Here is a 17543-nt window from a genome sequence, read left to right as displayed (position 1 = left end):
AGACCTGAATTGATCGCCTGGTTCTCGCCTAGCGCAGCGACATGAACCTGCCATGTCATCAAGATGTCAGTTTTGTTACGCTCCACAGCCGTGCGCCAAGTGGGGGTGATCGCACCCGATCAGGCGCCGTATTTCTCGAGGAACGCTTCTGCCTCGAGTACGCGAAAATCGTCGAGCGCGGCGCGCAGCCTGGCGTGGTCCCAGTCCCACCAGGCGAGCGCCTGGTAGCGTTCGGCCGTGCGGCGATCGAAACGCTCGCGGATCGGCTTGGCTGGCACCCCGCCAACGATGGTGTAGGGCGCGACATCCTTCGACACCACAGCGCCGGCGCCTACGGCAGCACCATCGCCGACGGTGACGCCGGGCAGGATGGTCGAGCCGTGGCCGAGCCAGGTGTCGTGGCCGATGGAGACGCGTTTGGCGCGGCGCTGGGCGAAGAATTCTGTTTCGTGCTCGGCGTCGTCCCAATAGTCGGAGGCGCGATAGGTGAAGTGATGCAGCGTCGGCCGCCAGGTCGGGTGGTTTGTGGCGTTGATGCGCACGGCGGCGGCTATGTTGGAGAACTTGCCGATGGTCGCGCACCAGACGACGCAGTCCTGCATGATGTAGGAATAGTCGCCGAGGATGCTTTCGGACACGCGGCTGCGGTCGGCGATCTCTGTCCAGCGCCCCAATGTCGAGTTCTCGACCTGCGCCGTGGCGTGGACCAACGGCGCTTCCGATAGTTTCCTGCTCATGCAGCGATTTTTCCGGCGGCGAAAGAGGTCACGTCGATGATGCGATCGGCGACGGCGTCACGCACATCCGGGTCATGGAAGATGCCGAGCAAGGCGACACCGCCGGCCTTCTTGGCGGCGATCAACGCAACCACAACGTCGCGGTTTTTCGAATCGAGCGAAGCTGTCGGCTCGTCGAGCAGCAAGACCGGATGCTCGGTGATGAAGCCGCGCGCGATATTGACGCGCTGCTGCTCACCGCCCGAGAAAGTCGCCGGCGGCAGCGCCCAGAGCTTTTCCGGCAAATTGAGCTGCCCCAGCAAGGTGCGTGCTTTTTTCCGCGCGCTCTCGCGGTCCTCGCCGCGTTCGACCAGCGGCTCGGCGACCACGTCGAGCGCGGAGACGCGCGGCACGGTGCGCAGGAACTGGCTGACATAGCCGATCGTCTGGCGGCGCACGGAAAGCACCGTGCGCGGGCTGGCGATGGCGAGATCGATCAGGCCACCCTCATGCTGAACGATGATCTGGCCTTCATCGACGGCATAATTGCCATAGAGCATTTTCAGGATCGAGCTTTTGCCGGCGCCGGAAGGCCCGCCGAGCACGGCGCATTCACCGGCCCGGATCGAGAATGAGACGCCGGCGACAACCGGCAATCTGATGCCGTCGCGCAGATGCATGGTGAAGCTTTTGGCGACGCCGGAAACAACGAGGGGCGTCGGCATCAGAAGGTTCTCCAATCGTTGTTCGTCCGCGGGCCAACACCCCCCTCTGCCTTGCCAGGCGTCTCCCCCTCAAGGGGGGAGATTGGCTGTCGCGTTCGACTTCGCCATTCTTCTGCATCGTAGAAGGGGCGGGACATAAAAGCTGCTGATCTCCCCCCTTGAGGGGGAGATGGCCGGCAGGCCAGAGGGGGGTGCCTTGGCGCCATCTTCACACCTGTAGAATCGAGGAAACAAGCAATTGCGTGTAAGGCGCGCGGGGATCGTCGAGCACGCGATCCGTCAGGCCGCTTTCGACGACACGGCCGTCTTTCATCACCATCATACGCTGCGACAGAAGCCGGGCGACGGCGAGATCGTGGGTGACGACGATGGCCGCCAGGCCGAGATCGGTGACCAACCCGCGCAGCAAATCGAGCAGGCGCGCCTGCACCGAGACGTCGAGGCCGCCGGTCGGCTCGTCCATGAACACCAGCCTCGGTCCGGTGACGAGGTTGCGGGCGATTTGCAGGCGCTGGCGCATGCCGCCGGAAAAGGCGCGCGGCTCGTCGTCGATGCGGTCCTCGTCGATCTCGACGCGCGACAGCCAGTCGACGGCAGTGGCGCGGATCTTGCCGTAATGGCGGTCACCGACCGCCATTAGCCGCTCGCCGACATTGGCGCCGGCAGACACCGTCATGCGCAAGCCGTCGGCGGGGTTCTGATGAACAAAGCCCCATTCGGTGCGCATCAGGAAGCGGCACTCGGCCTCGCTCATACGGTAGAGTTCGCGGAACTGGCCGTCGCGCATGCGGTAGCTGGCGGTGCCAGAAGATGGTAGCAGCCGCGTCGACAGGCAGTTGAGCAGCGTCGTCTTGCCGGAGCCGGATTCGCCGACGACGGCCAGAACCTCACCCGGCCACAGGTCGAAGGTGACATTCTCGCAGCCGACGCGCGAGCCGTAGAATTTGGACAGTTCGGAGACGCGCAGCAGTGGGTCGCCGGTCATTCTGCTGGCCTCATCTTTCCTGCGGTAACATGGCTTTCAGCCGCAAGGTGGCCGCGATGTCCTTCGGCGCGCCGCTTCTCGCAATGGTCGGTGTCGGAGCAGACGAACATGTGGTCGCCATGGTCGTCGAGGATGACCTCGTCGAGATAGACATTTTCCGCCGCGCACAGCGCACAGGGCAGGTCGAAGGTCTGGACCTCGAAGGGATGATCCTCGAAGTCGAGGCTGACGACATCGGTGAAGGGCGGCACGGCATAGATGCGCTTTTCGCGCCCGGCTCCGAACAGTTGCAGGGCCGGCGAACGGTGCATTTTGGGGTTGTCGAATTTCGGCGTCGGCGAGGGGTCCATGACATAGCGGCCCTCGACCTTGACCGGATAGGCATAGGTGGTGGCGATGCGGCCGTGTTTGGCAATGTCCTCGTAGAGCTTCACATGCATCAGGCCGTATTCCTCGAGCGCATGCATTTTGCGCGTTTCGGTTTCGCGCGGCTCGAGGAAGCGCAACGGCTCGGGTATCGGCACTTGGTAGACTAGAACTTGGCCGGCGCTCAGCGGGTGTTCCGGGACGCGATGGCGGGTCTGGATGATGGTGGCGCTGGCGGTATCGGTCGTCACCGCGACGTTGGCTACCTTCTTGAAGAAGGCGCGGATCGAGACGGCATTGGTGGTGTCGTCGGCGCCCTGGTCGATGACTTTCAGCACATCGTCCGGCCCGATAATCGAGGCGGTGACCTGCACGCCGCCAGTGCCCCAGCCATAGGGCATCGGCATTTCGCGCGAAGCGAAGGGAACCTGATAGCCAGGGATGGCGATGCCCTTGAGGATCGCCCGGCGGATCATCCTTTTGGTCTGCTCGTCGAGATAGGCGAAGTTGTAGGTGGCGATGTCGGTCATGGCGATCAAATCCACTCCCTGCTATTGCATTGACGCCCAGAAAACGGAAATAAAGGCGAAGTCGAATGACTCAGACCGGTTGGATCCAGATTGCAATTCTGCTTCTGGCGTTTGTCTGCGTGGTCGGTTTTGTACCTCGGCGCTTGTTTCTGCCTGCTTCCAGAGATGGCGCGCATGTCACAGGCGGAAACGGCAGCTACGTCGGCGGGCATAGCAGCCATTCCCATGACGGCGGCAACGGGGATGGCGGCAACGGGGGTGGCGGCAATGGCGGGGGCGATTAGGCTCATTCGGCCGCCTCCCGCTTCTCTTCCACCTTTGCAGGGTTCTCTCGAGCTTCGTATTCGGCGCGCATGCGGCGCACCAAATCGAGCTCGGCCTGGAAGTCGACATAGTGCGGCAGCTTCAAATGCTCCACGAAGCCGGTCGCCTGAACATTGTCGGAGTGCGAGATGACGAACTCCTCGTCCTGCGCGGCGGCGACGACATCTTCGCCGAGTTCCGTTGCGCGCAGCGCGCGGTCGCACAGCGCCATGGCCATCGCCTTGCGCTCGCTTTGGCCGAAGACCAGTCCGTAGCCGCGGGTGAATTGCGGCGGCGCCTTGGCCGAGCCCTTGAACTGGTTGACCATCTGGCATTCGGTGACGCGGACCTTGCCGAGCAGCACGGCGAAGGGCAGTTCCGGCACGTCGAGTTCCAGCTCGACCTCGCCGATACGCACCTCGCCGACAAAGGGGTGGTTGCGGGCATAGCCGCGCTGGGTGGAATAGCCGAGCGCCAGCAGAAACCCTTCATCGCCGCGTGACAGCGCCTGCAGGCGGATGTCGCGCGCCATCGGAAACTCAAGCGGCTCGCGGGTGATGTCGCCGGGGACATGGTCCTGCGGCATGTCGCCATCCGGCTCAATCAGCCCTTCGCGGGCGAGGATCGTCGAAACGCGCGGCATGGCCTGCGTTTCCGTCTCGCGCTGGAGCGGTTCGGCGACATCGGCGCCGGCGGCGAGTTCCGGGTCGAGCAGGCGGTGGGTGTAGTCGAAGGTAGGCCCAAGCAGCTGGCCGCCGGGCAAATCCTTGTAGGTCGCCGACACGCGCCGCTCGACCAGCATGGCGCCGGTGTCGATGGCGTTGGTGTAGCCGAAGCGCGGCAGTGTGGTGCGGTAGGCGCGCACCAGGAAGATCGCCTCGATCATGTCGCCGCGCGCCTGGACTATGGCGAGCGCCGCCAGTTCCCGGTCGTAGAGCGATCCTTCGCTCATCACCCGGTCGACGCCGAGCGCCAGCTGTTCCACGATCTGGTCGAGGCGCAGCGCCGGCACCGAACGGTCGCCGCGACGGCGGTCCGCAAGCAGGCTGTGGGCATTGGCGATTGCGACTTCGCCGCCTTTTGCCGCGACATACATTTATGCCTCCATCGTATTGATTCGCGTCGTGCGCGGCAGGCAGGCGATACCGTCGGGCGCCGCCAGGAGGATGTCGACGCCGCGCGGAAAGCGCTGGCTGTTCTGCTTCCACTGTTCGACGAAATGACGCGGCATCTGTGCCGGCGCGATCGCGGCAGAGACTTCGATGCCAGGACCTTCGAGCAACAGCGGCGCGCCCGAGACGAGATTGCTGACCTGCAGGATCAGTGTCGTCGAGCGGTCGGGATAGTCCTGCGTGCCTTGCGAAAAGCCGTCGAGAGCAGCCATCTCGGCCGGGTTGGCGATCAAGGCGAAATGCGCATCGGCCGGCGTGTTGGCAAGTGGCGCGCCGGTGCGGAAACCGAGCCAGGATTTGACTGCCGCGGACGCCTGCAAGGCAGGGTCGAGCCAGAGCGGGGTGTCGTTGTCGCATAGCGAAAGCGCGATGGCGCCGGCGGTTGCCGACAGCGGCGCCGGCGGCCGGGCGAAGGCCGGCAGAGGCTGCACGCTGCCCGGCCGCGCCATGGCGTCCATGATTGCGCGGAAGACGGTCTGGGCGTTGAACACCGGATCGGCGAAACCGCCGTCGATCGATTGAGCTGCGATGTCCATCAGTCTTCTCCGCGCACCATGGTGAAGAAATCCACTTTCGTTGCCGCCGTCTCGGCGCGGCGCTTTTCGCGCGCTTCGCCTTGGGCGGCACGCAGCGGCGCCACCAGCGCGGTTTCGACCGTCCTGCGCTGCGCCGGGTCCTGCCAGAGCGCGTCGGCGATTGCGGCCAGCCTGGCCTTCTTCCTGTCGCGGCCAAGCATGTAGCTGTGGCCGACCTGTCCGGAAGGGAGCCGAACTGTGGCGCGGGTGACCGTCGCTTCACCGACATTGAAGGGTGCGCCGCCGCCGCCGATGCGACCACGCACGGTGACCAGACCGGTTTCCGGGCCACGCAGAAGCTCGGCCTCGGAGGTCAGGCCGGCCTCGTTCCAGAGCCGGGCGATGTCGTCGCCGTTAGCCTGCGCCAGCGTTGCCATGACGTCTTTGCGCTCGGCCTGTTCCCGCGCTTCCTGTCCTCGCATTGGGTTACTCCCTGACCATATAAAATTTGTCTAGTGATATAGACAACTATACAAATTATACCTATTATCTAACCCGTGTCCATGACGGGTGGATGACAGGGGCTGGAGCGGGGGGGAAATGGTGGCTCAAAAGAGCGCGAGCAGCATCGAACGCCGCAGTGGCGTCTCGCTCTGGCGGCAGATCGCCGACCAGATCCTGCATTCGATTGCGTCCGGCGATTTCGCCGAGAATGCCGCGCTGCCGCCGGAGATGGCGCTGGCCGAACGCTACGGCGTCAACCGCCACACGGTGCGCAGCGCCATATCGGCCCTGGTACAGGACGGTGTGCTGCGGGCCGAGCAGGGACGCGGCACTTTCGTGTTGTCGCGCAAGCGGCTGTCCTATCCGATCGGCGCGCGCACGCGTTTTTCGACGGGCCTGCAGGGACAGACTTCGGAACGGCATATCGTGCTGCTCTCGTCCGTAGTTGAATCGGCCAGCCAGCGCGTCGCCGACGGCCTCGGCCTTGCCAGGGGCACCGAGGTGATCCGGCTGGAGACGCGCGGCGAAGCCGATGGACGGCCGGTGTCCCGCGCCGCCAGCTGGTACGAAGCAAAGCGCTTCGCCGGCATCGATGCCGTGATGGCGGAGACCGGTTCGATAACCGCCTCGCTCCGGCGTTTCGGCATCGACGATTATCTCCGGCAATCGACGGTTCTGTCGGCGCGTCACGCCGACGCCGCCGACCTTGCCGATCTCGATTTGCAGCCCGGCGCCATCGTGCTGGTCGCGGTCGCCGTCAACGTCACACCGGACGGCCAGCCGATCCAGTTCGCCGAAACGCGGTTTCCGGCGGAGCGGGTGGAGCTGAAGCTGTCGGCGCTGTAGGGAGCGTCGAGACTCATGCGACATCAGACCAACTCGGTCGCGCTCACTTGTCAGCGGCTTGACGTTTGAGGACCGCCTTCCCCCACTCCGTCTCGGCTTCGCCGAGCCACCTCTCCCCCCTCCGGAGGGAGAGGAAGGGCTGTCCGAACCGGATAGATAGGTAACAGAATGGACCGATAGCATGGGTGACAGTTTTCTTGTCCGCCGGAGGACCGGCGATGGTTTGGCGAGAGACTGGCATCATGGACGAGCGGCTACGGTTTGTTGTGGAGTGTCTTTCTGGGGATGAGACGATGGTTGCGCTTTGTGCGGCCTACGGGATCTCACGCAAGAACGGCTACAAATGGCTAGGACGCTATCGGACGTTTGGGCCTGAGGGTTTGCACGACCTGCCGCGAGCCCCGCTCAATCATGGCCGGGCGACAGCTCAGGATCTGGTTGAGCGGATTGTGGCGGCCAAGGAGCTGCATCCGCTCTGGGGTCCAAAGAAGATCGTGGCACGGCTCAGGCGCACGGCTCCCGAGTTCATGTGGCCTTCAGCCTCGACGGTCGGCGCGATCCTTGCGCGGCATGGGCTTGTCCGCGCCCGCAAGCGACCCCGCCTGCGGGCCTGCGGCAATGGACCCTGGCCACAGCCGCAAGAACCGAACGCGGTGTGGACTGGCGATCACAAGGGCTGGTTCCGGACCCGCGACGGCTGGCGTTGCGAACCCTTGACGGTGATGGATGCGTCGAGCCGCTTCTTCTGGCGCTCGAAGCGACGGGGTCGACGGCCGATAGCGAAGCCTGGCCGGTGTTCGAACGGCTGTTTGAAGAGCATGGCCTGCCGGATCGCTTCAAAAGCGACAATGGCCCGCCCTTCGCATCGGCCGGCGTCACCGGGCTGACGCCGCTTGTCGTGCGCTTCATCAAGCTCGGCATCACGCTGGAGCGGATCGCACCCGGCAGGCCACAGCAGAACGGACGTCACGAGCGCTTTCACCTGACCATGCTGCCGATGGCCGAGGCACCGGAAGCCGACCGAACGGCACAGGGCCAGGCCTTCGAGACCTTCCGCCACAGCTACAATGAGGAACGTCCCCATGAGGCGCTGGGCATGGATACGCCCGCCCAGCACTACCGGTCCTCACAGCGCGCCATGCCCAGGACACCACCCGAGCCCGTCTATCCGGCCGAGGCCTCGGTCCGCCGCGTGCGCCACAATGGCGAGATCCGATGGAATGGCGGCTTCATATATGTCTCGCAAGCGCTGGCGGGCGAACCGGTCGCTGCGTTGGAGACCGAAGACGGACAATGGACACTCTCATTCCATGCCCACCCGCTCGGCATCATCGACACACGGCATATGAAGCTTGTCCGCCGCAGCGCCGCGCCAACCAATCCGCTTGGCGCTGCGGCCGACGCATAGGGGGAGAGAAGTGTCATCTATGTATCCGGTTCAAAGTGTTACCCATCTATCGGCTGGACAAGCCGCCTTGCCAAGCTCGCGCCTTTCCTCTCCCCCGTCGATCGGGGGAGAGGTGTCGAGCGAAGCTCGACGGAGTGGGGGTCGACCTGCGCAGGGCATGGTCAATTCCGGCCGGGTTCACCGCCTGCCATGTTAAGAACCCACCTCGATCACCGCCTTGATCAGCCCGGATTTCTCATGCGCCCATCTTGCGAGATCGCGCGGCGTTCCGGCCAGTGTCGTGCGGTGGGTGACAAGTTTCGCCAGCGGCACCGCGCCGTTGCGGATGGAGGCGGCGACGTGGTCGAAATCGACTTTCAGCGCGTTGCGGCTGCCGATCAATGTCATTTCGCGCTTGTGGAATTCCGGATCGGAAAAGACGATGTCGTCCTTGACGACGCTGACCAGCACGAGCGTGCCACCATGCGCGACATGGGCGAAGGCCGACTGCACCGAGGCGGTGTTGCCGGTGGCGTCGAAGACGACGTCGAACCCTTCGCCGCCGGTTGCGTCGCGCACCAGTTCGGCTGCCGCTTTTTGTGAACCGTCGAGCGTGGCGAAGCCGAGTTCGCCTTTTGCAAAATCCAGCCGCTCCGTGCTCATGTCGAGCAGGCTGACATCGAGCCCGGCGATGCGCGCAAACAGCGCTGCGCCAAGGCCGATCGGCCCGGCGCCGATGACCAGCGTGCGGGCGCCTGGTTCGGCGCGAGCGCGCCGCACGGCATGCGCGCCGATGGCGAGGAATTCCACCGCCGCCGCATCGGCCAGCGATAAGCCGTTTGCCGGATAAAGATTCCGTGCCGGCACCAGGATCTGCTCGGCCATGGCGCCGTCGCGATGCACGCCAAGCACTTCGATCCTGACGCAGCAATTCGGCTTGCCGTGTCGGCAGGCGATGCATTTTCCGCAAGCGAGATAGGGATTGATGATGACGGGCTCGCCCACGGCAAGGTCGACATCTTCGCCGGTCTCGACGACGGTGCCCGACACTTCGTGGCCCATGATGCGGGGATAGGCGAGGAACGGGTGCTTGCCTTCGAAGATGTGGTAGTCGGTGCCGCAGATGCCGACATGGCTGACGGCGACCAGCGCCCAGCCGGCAGGCGGCGCTCCTGGCGCCGGCCGGTCTTCCAGGACAAGCTCGCCGGGCGAGCGGCAGACAACAGCTTTCATTCGGCAATTCCAGTGTTCAAAAAGGCGCCGGTCCGTTGTTGAGCGGACCGACACGGAAGGTCAGGGAGAATTACTTGCCGCGACGGCGCAGCCCGTCGAAATAGACGATGATTATGATCAGCGCGCCGGTGATGATGCGCTGCCAGAACGAGTTGACGTTGAGCAGATTGGCGCCGTTGTTGATGGTGGCCAGGATGAAGGCGCCGAGCAGCGGGCCATGCACCGAGCCGACGGCGCCGAACAGCGAAGTGCCGCCGATCACCGATGAGGCGATCGCCTGCAACTCCCAACCTTCCGCCTGGGTAGGGTTGCCGATGCCGATGCGCGCCGCCAGCAGCACGCCGACGAAGGCCGCGCATAGGCCCGACAGCGTGTAGGCCATGTAGATGGTGCGCTGGACATTGACGCCCGAGAGGCGCGAGGCCTCGGCATTGGATCCCACAGAGAAGAGATAGCGGCCCCAGCGGCTGTGGTGCAGGAAGATGTAGGCCGGGATACCGACCAGGATCACCATCCAGAACAGATTGGGGATGCCGACAAAGGAACTGCGCGAGAACGCGGTGAAGCTGTCGCTGTTGATGTTGATCGAATTGCCGTTGGTCATCAACAGGCCGATGCCGCGCAACGAGGTCAGCGTCGCCAGCGTGATGATGAAGGGCGGCAGGCCCATCTTGACGATGCCGAAGCCATGGAACAGTCCGATGGCAACGCCGACCAGCAGCGTCACCAGAATGCCGACCCAGATCGGGAAGCCGGCATTGATCATCATGGCGACAATGACGGTGGCGAAGCCGACCACGGCGCCGACCGAGAGGTCGATGCCGCCGGTGATGATGACGAAGGTCTGGCCGACCGCCATGATGGCGATCATCGAGCCCTGCCGCAAAAGATTGGCGATGTTGTTGGAGGAGGCGAAGCTCGGCGTCGCCACCGACAGCACGATCCAGAGCAGAACCAGCAACGCCAGAAGCGTCAGCCCGAACAGGACGTTGTAGTTCCGTTTCGGTTTTTCGATCGCGACGGTTTCGATGCTCATGGTTCCTCCCGTTTCTTGTTTTGTCAGCCGATCGCCTGCGTCAGCACGTCTTCGTGGCTGGCGGCGCGAAAGCCATGGCTGGCGACCAGTTTGCCGCGCCGGAACACGTGCAGCGTATCGGCGAGCTCGTAAACCTCGGGCAGATAGGACGAGATCAGGATGATGCCGGCGCCCTTGGACAACAGTTCCCCGAACAGGCGGTAGATCTCGGCCTTGGTGCCGACATCGACGCCGACCGTAGGCTCGTCGAAGATGAACAGCTTAGCGCCGTGCGCCAGCCATTTGCCGATAACGATCTTCTGCTGGTTGCCGCCGGACAGGCTGGAGGCCAGGGCGCCGCGTGTTGGCGTTTTGATGCGGAGGCCGGCGATCTGGCGATCGGCTTCAGCCTTTTCCTTCGTGTTCGAAATCAGCAGGTTGTTGGAGATGCGCTTGTAGATCGGCAGGTTGAGGTTGAGGCCGACCGGCAGGTTCAGGCACAGGCCCTGGTCGCGGCGGCTTTCCGGCGCCAGCGCCATGCCGAGCTTGATCGCGTCGTGCTCGGAATTGATCAGCACCGGTTTGCCTTGCCAGCGGATCTGGCCGGCCGACTTCTTGTGGCGGCCATAGAGCGTGGTGACAAACTCGCTGCGGCCGGCGCCGATCAGGCCATAGAGCCCGACGATCTCGCCGGCACGCACTGTTATCGAGACGTCTTCGAAGCCCTTGCCCGACAGGTTTTTCGCTTCAACGATCACGGCACCGGGGGTGAAATGCTCCTTGTGGTAGACTTGCTCGATCGAGCGGTTGATCATCATCTTGACCAGCTCGGCGTCATTGGTCTCGGCAATGTTGCGGGTGCCGACCAGCGTGCCGTCGCGCAGCACCGAGACGCGATCGGCGAGTTCGAACACCTCTTCCATGCGATGGCTGATGTAGATGATGGTGACGCCTTCGCCCTTGAGCCTGCGGATCAGCGTGAACAGCTGGTCGGCTTCCTTGCGGGTGAGATAGGCGGTCGGCTCGTCGAAAATCAGGAACTTGGTGCCGCGCACGGTGGCGCGGGCGGCGGCGATCAGCTGCTGCTGGCCGATGGTGAGGTCACCCAGCATGACATGCGCCGGCAGGTCGAAGCCGAGACCGTCGATGATCTTCTGCGCTTCCTTGACCATGGCGCGCTGCTGCAGGATGCCGAAGCGCGAATTCTCCTCGCCGAGGAACATGTTGGCGGCGACGGTGAGATGGCGGCAGAGCACGACCTCCTGATGCACGGCGTTGATGCCCAGCGCCATCGCCTCGTGCGGGGTTGCCAGTGCTGCCGGTTTGCCCTCCCAGATGACATCGCCGGAGGTGCGCGGCATGACGCCGGTCAGAAGCTTGATCAAGGTGGATTTGCCGGCGCCGTTCTCGCCGACGATGGCGTGGATCTCACCTGCCTTGAAGGCAAGGTGAACGGGCTTCAACGCATGCGTGCCGGGATAGCGCTTTTCCAGTCCGTGCAGTTCGAGGATCGTCCTGCCGGGCGCTAGCGTTGGGGCCGGGTGCAGTTCCTGCGCCGTGGGCGTCATGACAATCCTCCCAGGTTGGCCTTACGGTTGGCACGTCGCGATGCAGTCAGCCACATCGCCGAGGTAATTCAAGCCGGTGGATATTCAAGCCGGTATCGAATGTTTCCGGGGCGCGAGGCCCCGGAAACGATTTTTGCCTGACGGGCTCAGAGCTTCGGGTTGAGCAGGGCGTCGATCTTGGGGTCTTTCATGTTTGCCTTGGTCACCAGGTTGGCGCCGGTGTCGACATTGGCCTCGACCTTCTCGCCCTTCGAGGCGGCGAGCGCGGTCTTGATGCCGTCATAGCCCATCCGGTACGGATCCTGGACGACGAGCGCGGAAATGACGCCGTCATTGAGGAACTTGATCAGCTTCTCATCGCTGTCGAAGCCGACCAGCGCCAGCTTGCCGCCAAGGTTGTTCTCGGCGACTGCCTGACCGACGCCCTGCGCCATGATCAGGTTGGACGCGAAGATGCCCTTGAGGTTCGGGTTGGCGGTGATCAGGTCGGTGGCGATGTTGAGACCGGTCGTTGCCTGGCCGTCGGCATATTTGTCCGCGACGAGCTTGAGCCCCGGATATTTCGCGGCCAGCTGCTCGGTGAAGCCCTGCTTGCGCTGCTCCAGCGAACCGGCGCCCGGCGCGTTGGTGATCAGGGCGACGTCGCCCTCGATCTTGCCGCCATTGGCTTCGCCGATGGCTGCTGCAAGACCGTCAGCGGCGACGCGTCCGCCCTGCACATTGTCGGTGGTCAGGAACGAGGTGAACGCCTTGGAGTCGGCGCCGGAGTCGATGCCGATGACCTTGACCTTGCTGGCCGCTTCATCGATCGGCTTGCCAAGCGCCTTGAATTCGGTCGGCGCGATGACGATCGCGGCCGGGTTGCCGGCGACGGCATTCTCGAGGATCGAGACCTGGCCGTTGACGTCGGTTTCAGCCTGGGCGCCGAGTTCGGGTACGTTGACGCCGAGATCCTTGCCGGCCTTGCGGGCGCCGGCCAGGACGATCTGCCAATAGAAGGACGTGGTGTCCTTGACGATGATCGGAATGGTCACGTCCGCCGCCGAAGCCGGCGCCGTGTGCAGCGTGCCGGCAAGCATCGAGGCGGCAGCTAGTGCCATCAGTGAGCGGCGGTTGAGAATGCTGGTCACGAATTTCATTAGGAATCCTCCCTAGATCGCCCGGTGAAGGTTACGGAAGCTCCATTTGGATAGGCGCGGCCCAAACAGAACTTTATCAATAAAAAACAGTTGCCGCTTTTTGATAGTGCATCGGTCCGGCCGACGCAAGCGGTGTTTCATATCGGCCTGCGCATGGCTTGGCGGGGAAACCTCCCTGCCGATCCTCAGTGCCACGTCCAGACGCTCCCGATCCTCCTTGATCATCATGGAATATTAATTCCACCGTCGAGTCAATATGGAATATTCATTCCTTCTTGAGAACCGTGATTGTGGCGTTTCGTCAGCCGAGCTCCTGCACGATGGTGTAGGGAGCGTAGCGGGCGAATTCCGCTTGCGGCACCTGGACGTCGAACAGGTCGAGGTTGCGCGTCAGGTTGGCAGGCTTGGCCGTTCCGGTCAGCACGCTGGCCACGACAGGCTCCTGCAGCGGAAACTGCAATGCAGCCGCCGCCAGCGGATATCCGCCCTCATCAGCGATTTTCTCCATCGCGCCGACACGCTCGAGTATGTCCTGCGTCGCCGGCAGATAGTCGAAATGCGCACCGTGCACCGGTCCGGTCGCCAGGATGCCGGAGTTGAAGACGCCGCCGATGATCAGCGAAGTCTGTCGCTCACGACACAGCGGCAGCAACTCGGCTTCAGCCGAGCGGTCGAGCAGCGAATAGCGGCTGGCCAGCAGGATGCAGTCGAGCGGTGCTTCGCGCAGCACGTCGAGGCAGATCTGCACCTCGTTGACGCCGAGCCCATAGGCGGAAATTACACCCGACGTTTTAAGCTCGTCCAGCGCCTTCAAGCCGCCGTCCATCAGCTGGCGAAAGTGCAGCTTCGTCTTCTCGACGCCATGTGTGTAGGTGCCGATGTCGTGCACAAACAGGATGTCTATCCGGTTCAGCCCGAGCCGGGCATAGGAGAACTCGACCGAGCGCATGATGCCGTCATACGAGTAGTCGTAGTCGAGCGCGAAGGGCAGCGGGTCGACATAGGAATGATCGGGAACCTGGTCTTCCGGCACCGGGCGGAACAGCCGTCCGACCTTGGTCGACAGCACATAGGAATCCCGCGGCTTGTAGCGCAGGAAGTCGCCGGTCCGCCGCTCCGACAGGCCGAAGCCATAGAAGGGCGCGGTGTCGAAATAGCGCAGGCCGGCATCCCAGGCTGTCTGCAGCGTCTCCATCGCCGCTTCGCGCGGACAGGCCCGGTAGAGCCCGCCGATCGCCGCCCCGCCGAAGCTTATCTCGGTTACCTCGAGCGCAGTCGTGCCGATGCGGCGTTTGTCCATCCAAAGCCTCCCCTTGTGAGCCGTCGTTGCAGCCCGTTTTTTTTCGTCGGTGGTTAGAGCGTCGCGCCGAGGTGCCACGGCACGAACTCGTTGTCGCCGTAGCCGAACGCCTCGCTCTTGGTCTTGCGGCCCGATGCCGTCTCGACGATGAGTTCGAAGAGTTCCCGGCCCATGCCGGCGATGGTCTTCTCACCCGAAGCGATGACGCCGCAATTGACGTCCATGTCCTCTTCCATCTGGTGGTACATGGTCGAGTTGGTGGCGACCTTGATCGACGGCGTGGGCCGGCAGCCGAAGCAGGAGCCGCGGCCGGTGGTGAAGACGATGATGTTGGCGCCGCCCGCCACCTGACCGGTCGCCGAGACCGGGTCGTAACCGGGCGTGTCCATGAACACCAGGCCACTGCCGGTGACCTTTTCGGCATAACCGAAGACGCCGTTGAGCGGAGTCTGGCCGCCTTTGGCCACGGCGCCCAGCGACTTTTCCAGGATGGTGGTCAGGCCACCGCGCTTGTTGCCGGGCGAGGGGTTGTTGTCGATCGAGGCGCCGTGCTTGGCGACATGGTCCTCCCACCATTTGACGAAACCGTCGAGCTTCTTGGCGATCTCCGGCGTTGCCGCGCGATAGGCGAGCAGATGTTCGGCGCCATAGATCTCCGTCGTCTCCGACAGGATGCCGATGCCGCCGACGCCGGCCAGGATGTCGACCGCCGCTCCCAGCGCGGGATTGGCGGTGATGCCCGACATGCCGTCGGAACCGCCGCATTGCAGGCCGACGACGATCTCCGAGACCGGGATCGGCTCGCGCTGATACTGGCCGACTTCCTCGGCGATTTCGGCGAGCACGCCCATCGCCTTTGCGACCGATTTGCGCGAACCGCCGGCGTCCTGGATGTTGAAATGGCGTTTTCCCGCCGCCGCACCCTTCTGGCCGTAAAGGGTGAGCTGGTTGACCTCGCAGCCGAGGCCGACCATCAACGCGCCGCCGAAATTCGGATGGCGGGTGTAACCGGCGAGCGTGCGGTGTAGCACCATCATGCCGTCGCCGGTGCCGCTCATGCCGCAGCCCTGGCCATGGACGATCGGGACGAAGCCGTCGATCCCCGGATATTTCGGCAACAGCACGCGGTTGGCCTCGTCGGCAATGGCGTGGCAGACGGTGGCCGAGCAATTGACGCTGGCGATGATGCCGATGAAGTTGCGCGTGCCGGCACGGCCATCGGCGCGACGATAGCCCATGAATGTCCGGGCGCGGTCAGCTTCGGTGGCATGCTCCGCTTCGCTCGGCGGCACGACCGGCAGACGGCCGGACTCGAAGACCAGATTGTGCGAATGGACGTGGTCGCCGGGCGCGATGTCCTGGGTGGCGCGGCCGATGGCCTGGGCATACTTGACCACCGCCTCGCCGGCGGCGATAGGCTTGATCGCCACCTTGTGGCCGGGCTCGATCAAGGCCGTGGCGACGGCGCCGCCGGGCAGAGGGGTGCCGATCTCGATGCGGCCATTGGCGACCGCGACATTGTCGGCGGGGGACAGAAGAATGCTGTTCGAGGCGTTCACGGGCAGTTTCCTGGGTCTGTTCCTGGGGATGCGCGGATTGACACGCGTCTGTTTACATATAATGTCTTTTATCGTGAAAAAACATTTGTGCGTCAATTGTTTTTTCAGGAGGAGACCATGCGTCCGATGGACGCTTGGCTTGTGGGGACGGCGTCTTACACGCAGAGCGTTTTGCTTTGCCGGGTGAGCGCCAGGACATATGTGATATCGCGCTTCAAGCCAGCCACAGCAAGCGCCGGCGCGCAACGGGGCAGGGATGTCGAAGAGCAACAACGTCTACAAGGACGCTTACAACAGGGGTCTGCGGCTGCTCGATGAGACGCAGAGCCTGCCGTCGGAGCCGGAGCTGGGCACTTTGCTTGGCGTCAGCCGTACCACCGTGCGCACCATTCTGGCGCGCATGGAAGAGACCGGGCTGATCGCGTGGAACAAACGCAGCAAGACAGTGCTCAGGACGCCGAAGCCGGATGATTTCTTCCCCGAGGAGGAGACAGACACACTGGCCCAGATCATCGAGCGGTCGTTTATGCGCAGGTTGCTGGCCGGCGGTGCAGAGGCCGGCATGCAGATCAACGAGCTCGAACTGGCGCGCGAGATCGGCGTCGGGACCACCAGCGTGCGCGAGTTCCTGATCCGCTTCTCCCGCTTCGGCCTGATCGAGAAGCGGCGCAACAGCCACTGGGTGCTGAAAGGATTTACGCGAGCCTTCGCGCTCGAACTCACTGAAATCCGCGAGATGTTCGAGATACGCTCGGCGGCGGCCTTTGCCGCCTTGCCCGGGGATAGTCCGGTCTGGGCGGATCTCGACCGGCTGGAAGACGAGCACCGGCTTCTGGCCAGCGAAATCGCCATCCGCTTCAACGAATTCTCGGAGCTAGACGAGCGCTTCCACCGGCTGATCCACCGGGCGTCGCACAACCGCTTCATCGTCGATTTCTACGACGTCATCGCCATGATCTTTCACTACCACTACCAGTGGAACAAGGCGCAGGAGCGCGAGCGCAACGAAGTCGCGGTGAGCGAGCATCTCGCCTACATCGCGGCGCTGAAATCGCGCGATCTCGGCAAGGTCGACGCCGCCTGCCGCAAGCATCTGAAGTCGGCACGCCACACGCTGTTGACGTCGATCCCGGAAATCGGTCGGATTGCTTCTTAACGCGCCGCGTTGCCGCAGCGATGATTTGGCGATTTTCCGGCCGCGTGACGCATGCTAGGTATCCGCCGTTGCTGCGTGAAGAGGCAGATCCTTGAACTTCGGGCGTAAGAGATGGAGCATGATGGCCGCGTTTGTCGCGACCTGTGTGCTGCTGCTCCAGTCGACGCTCGGCGTGTTTGCCTTCGGCATTGCGCCGGATGCCTCGCAACTCGACGCTTTCGGCAATGTCATCTGCAGCCATGAGGGAGCGGTCAAGCTTCCCGGCGGCGATCCGCACCAGCAGCATATGCCGGCGTGCTGCATGCTCGGCTGCAGCATGGCCTCCGTCGCCTATGCGCCGCCGGCAGGCGTCGGCCTGGCGCCGGTCAGCCAGTCCTTGGAAACAGTCGCTTTTGCCCCGCCGGCAGTCAGGTATCCCGTCGTCACGCGCGAGCGCTCTCCGGCCAATCCGCGCGCGCCGCCGCTTGCGGGCTGAAAACCGCCGCTCGCTTTGCGTAACCTGCGCAGGCGATAATCATCCAATG

18 protein-coding genes and 1 pseudogene are annotated in these 17543 nt (G+C 63.8%); 5 read left to right on the top strand and 14 right to left on the bottom strand.

Translation table 11 applies throughout. The features are described from left to right. Positions 1 to 119: 119 nt before the first annotated feature. The 4 genes from NLY36_RS11020 to NLY36_RS11005 all read right to left on the bottom strand — a co-directional run bounded on the left by NLY36_RS11020 (position 120) and on the right by NLY36_RS11005 (position 3322). On the bottom strand, positions 120 to 737 hold the full coding sequence (locus NLY36_RS11020) for a DapH/DapD/GlmU-related protein (protein WP_023735143.1): 618 nt from the start codon (positions 735 to 737) through the stop codon (positions 120 to 122). After that, positions 734 to 1441, bottom strand: coding sequence for a phosphonate C-P lyase system protein PhnL (phnL, locus tag NLY36_RS11015; RefSeq protein WP_023669827.1), 708 nt, complete (start codon positions 1439 to 1441; stop codon positions 734 to 736). Before phnL ends, NLY36_RS11020 begins: the two co-directional genes overlap by 4 nt. A gap of 208 nt (positions 1442 to 1649) precedes the next feature. Beyond that, the gene (gene phnK / locus NLY36_RS11010) at positions 1650 to 2426 is read right to left on the bottom strand and encodes a phosphonate C-P lyase system protein PhnK (RefSeq protein WP_023735142.1); all 777 of its coding nucleotides are present in this window, start codon (positions 2424 to 2426) and stop codon (positions 1650 to 1652) included. Continuing rightward, complete coding sequence (locus tag NLY36_RS11005; RefSeq protein WP_023726432.1) at positions 2423 to 3322, bottom strand: alpha-D-ribose 1-methylphosphonate 5-phosphate C-P-lyase PhnJ; 900 nt, start codon at positions 3320 to 3322, stop codon at positions 2423 to 2425. Before NLY36_RS11005 ends, phnK begins: the two co-directional genes overlap by 4 nt. A 65-nt stretch (positions 3323 to 3387) precedes the next feature. On the opposite strand from NLY36_RS11005, the gene NLY36_RS11000 reads away from it, so the two are divergent. Next, positions 3388 to 3606: a hypothetical protein gene (locus NLY36_RS11000; protein WP_023699000.1), complete on the top strand. Its 219-nt coding sequence runs from the start codon at positions 3388 to 3390 to the stop codon at positions 3604 to 3606. 2 nt (positions 3607 to 3608) lie between these two features. Here NLY36_RS11000 and NLY36_RS10995 read toward each other — a convergent pair whose 3' ends face one another. From NLY36_RS10995 to phnG, 3 genes are read right to left on the bottom strand one after another with little or no spacing between them, the layout of a single operon-like run. Further along, positions 3609 to 4721, bottom strand: coding sequence for a carbon-phosphorus lyase complex subunit (locus NLY36_RS10995; protein ID WP_023699001.1), 1113 nt, complete (start codon positions 4719 to 4721; stop codon positions 3609 to 3611). Then, a complete protein-coding gene (gene phnH, locus NLY36_RS10990; protein ID WP_023699002.1) occupies positions 4722 to 5333 on the bottom strand; it encodes a phosphonate C-P lyase system protein PhnH in 612 nt (203 codons plus the stop codon). Beyond that, positions 5333 to 5794 carry a phosphonate C-P lyase system protein PhnG gene (gene phnG, locus NLY36_RS10985; protein WP_023700148.1) on the bottom strand — a complete coding sequence of 154 codons (462 nt, stop codon included), beginning with the start codon at positions 5792 to 5794 and terminating at the stop codon, positions 5333 to 5335. The genes phnH and phnG overlap by 1 nt, the downstream gene beginning before the upstream one ends. Positions 5795 to 5912: 118 nt before the next feature. On the opposite strand from phnG, the gene phnF reads away from it, so the two are divergent. Both phnF and NLY36_RS31730 read left to right on the top strand, forming a co-directional pair. Continuing rightward, positions 5913 to 6662 carry a phosphonate metabolism transcriptional regulator PhnF gene (gene phnF / locus NLY36_RS10980; protein WP_023735141.1) on the top strand — a complete coding sequence of 250 codons (750 nt, stop codon included), beginning with the start codon at positions 5913 to 5915 and terminating at the stop codon, positions 6660 to 6662. A 218-nt stretch (positions 6663 to 6880) separates the two neighbouring features. Further along, positions 6881 to 8070: pseudogene (locus NLY36_RS31730) on the top strand (integrase core domain-containing protein). Between the two features lie 192 nt (positions 8071 to 8262). Here the strand turns inward: NLY36_RS31730 and NLY36_RS10965 are convergent. From NLY36_RS10965 to NLY36_RS10935, 7 genes are all read right to left on the bottom strand, one after another. Then, positions 8263 to 9282, bottom strand: a complete 1020-nt coding sequence (locus NLY36_RS10965; RefSeq protein ID WP_023735137.1) for a zinc-binding alcohol dehydrogenase family protein — start codon at positions 9280 to 9282, stop codon at positions 8263 to 8265. Positions 9283 to 9352: 70 nt separating this feature from the next. Next, positions 9353 to 10318, bottom strand: a complete 966-nt coding sequence (locus NLY36_RS10960; RefSeq protein ID WP_023735136.1) for an ABC transporter permease — start codon at positions 10316 to 10318, stop codon at positions 9353 to 9355. Positions 10319 to 10341: 23 nt separating this feature from the next. Then, entirely contained in the window at positions 10342 to 11865 is a 1524-nt protein-coding gene (locus NLY36_RS10955) for a sugar ABC transporter ATP-binding protein (protein ID WP_031196896.1), read from the bottom strand. Between the two features lie 146 nt (positions 11866 to 12011). Beyond that, complete coding sequence (locus NLY36_RS10950; protein ID WP_023669816.1) at positions 12012 to 13004, bottom strand: ABC transporter substrate-binding protein; 993 nt, start codon at positions 13002 to 13004, stop codon at positions 12012 to 12014. Positions 13005 to 13016: 12 nt separating this feature from the next. Continuing rightward, entirely contained in the window at positions 13017 to 13232 is a 216-nt protein-coding gene (locus NLY36_RS10945) for a hypothetical protein (protein ID WP_023669815.1), read from the bottom strand. A gap of 73 nt (positions 13233 to 13305) precedes the next feature. Continuing rightward, entirely contained in the window at positions 13306 to 14304 is a 999-nt protein-coding gene (locus tag NLY36_RS10940) for an aldo/keto reductase (protein WP_023735134.1), read from the bottom strand. Between the two features lie 53 nt (positions 14305 to 14357). Continuing rightward, complete coding sequence (locus NLY36_RS10935) at positions 14358 to 15863, bottom strand: UxaA family hydrolase (RefSeq protein WP_023728563.1); 1506 nt, start codon at positions 15861 to 15863, stop codon at positions 14358 to 14360. A 256-nt stretch (positions 15864 to 16119) separates the two neighbouring features. Between NLY36_RS10935 and NLY36_RS10930 the strand changes: the two genes are divergently transcribed. Together NLY36_RS10930 and NLY36_RS10925 are read left to right on the top strand one after the other, a co-directional pair. Beyond that, positions 16120 to 17019, top strand: a complete 900-nt coding sequence (locus tag NLY36_RS10930) for a GntR family transcriptional regulator (protein WP_023735133.1) — start codon at positions 16120 to 16122, stop codon at positions 17017 to 17019. Positions 17020 to 17137: 118 nt separating this feature from the next. Further along, a complete protein-coding gene (locus tag NLY36_RS10925; protein ID WP_023735132.1) occupies positions 17138 to 17494 on the top strand; it encodes a DUF2946 family protein in 357 nt (118 codons plus the stop codon). Positions 17495 to 17543: the final 49 nt, after the last annotated feature.

Source organism: Mesorhizobium sp. C399B (assembly GCF_030323185.1).
Taxonomy (GTDB): domain Bacteria; phylum Pseudomonadota; class Alphaproteobacteria; order Rhizobiales; family Rhizobiaceae; genus Mesorhizobium.
The sequence above is the reverse complement of the archived record's forward strand: the minus strand, read 5'-3'. Positions and strand labels throughout refer to the sequence as shown.

Bases quoted from the DNA above. Each gene is read 5' to 3' on its own strand.
- NLY36_RS10960 (WP_023735136.1), bottom strand. From the start codon at position 10,318: ATGAGCATCGAAACCGTCGCGATCGAAAAACCGAAACGGAACTACAAC.
- phnF (WP_023735141.1), top strand. From the start codon at position 5,913: ATGGTGGCTCAAAAGAGCGCGAGCAGCATCGAACGCCGCAGTGGCGTC.
- NLY36_RS11020 (WP_023735143.1), bottom strand. From the start codon at position 737: ATGAGCAGGAAACTATCGGAAGCGCCGTTGGTCCACGCCACGGCGCAG.
- NLY36_RS10995 (WP_023699001.1), bottom strand. From the start codon at position 4,721: ATGTATGTCGCGGCAAAAGGCGGCGAAGTCGCAATCGCCAATGCCCAC.
- phnH (WP_023699002.1), bottom strand. From the start codon at position 5,333: ATGGACATCGCAGCTCAATCGATCGACGGCGGTTTCGCCGATCCGGTG.
- NLY36_RS10965 (WP_023735137.1), bottom strand. From the start codon at position 9,282: ATGAAAGCTGTTGTCTGCCGCTCGCCCGGCGAGCTTGTCCTGGAAGAC.
- NLY36_RS10955 (WP_031196896.1), bottom strand. From the start codon at position 11,865: ATGACGCCCACGGCGCAGGAACTGCACCCGGCCCCAACGCTAGCGCCC.
- NLY36_RS10940 (WP_023735134.1), bottom strand. From the start codon at position 14,304: ATGGACAAACGCCGCATCGGCACGACTGCGCTCGAGGTAACCGAGATA.
- NLY36_RS11000 (WP_023699000.1), top strand. From the start codon at position 3,388: ATGACTCAGACCGGTTGGATCCAGATTGCAATTCTGCTTCTGGCGTTT.
- phnG (WP_023700148.1), bottom strand. From the start codon at position 5,794: ATGCGAGGACAGGAAGCGCGGGAACAGGCCGAGCGCAAAGACGTCATG.
- NLY36_RS10925 (WP_023735132.1), top strand. From the start codon at position 17,138: ATGATGGCCGCGTTTGTCGCGACCTGTGTGCTGCTGCTCCAGTCGACG.
- NLY36_RS10945 (WP_023669815.1), bottom strand. From the start codon at position 13,232: ATGATGATCAAGGAGGATCGGGAGCGTCTGGACGTGGCACTGAGGATC.
- NLY36_RS11005 (WP_023726432.1), bottom strand. From the start codon at position 3,322: ATGACCGACATCGCCACCTACAACTTCGCCTATCTCGACGAGCAGACC.
- NLY36_RS10930 (WP_023735133.1), top strand. From the start codon at position 16,120: ATGTCGAAGAGCAACAACGTCTACAAGGACGCTTACAACAGGGGTCTG.
- phnL (WP_023669827.1), bottom strand. From the start codon at position 1,441: ATGCCGACGCCCCTCGTTGTTTCCGGCGTCGCCAAAAGCTTCACCATG.
- NLY36_RS10950 (WP_023669816.1), bottom strand. From the start codon at position 13,004: ATGAAATTCGTGACCAGCATTCTCAACCGCCGCTCACTGATGGCACTA.
- phnK (WP_023735142.1), bottom strand. From the start codon at position 2,426: ATGACCGGCGACCCACTGCTGCGCGTCTCCGAACTGTCCAAATTCTAC.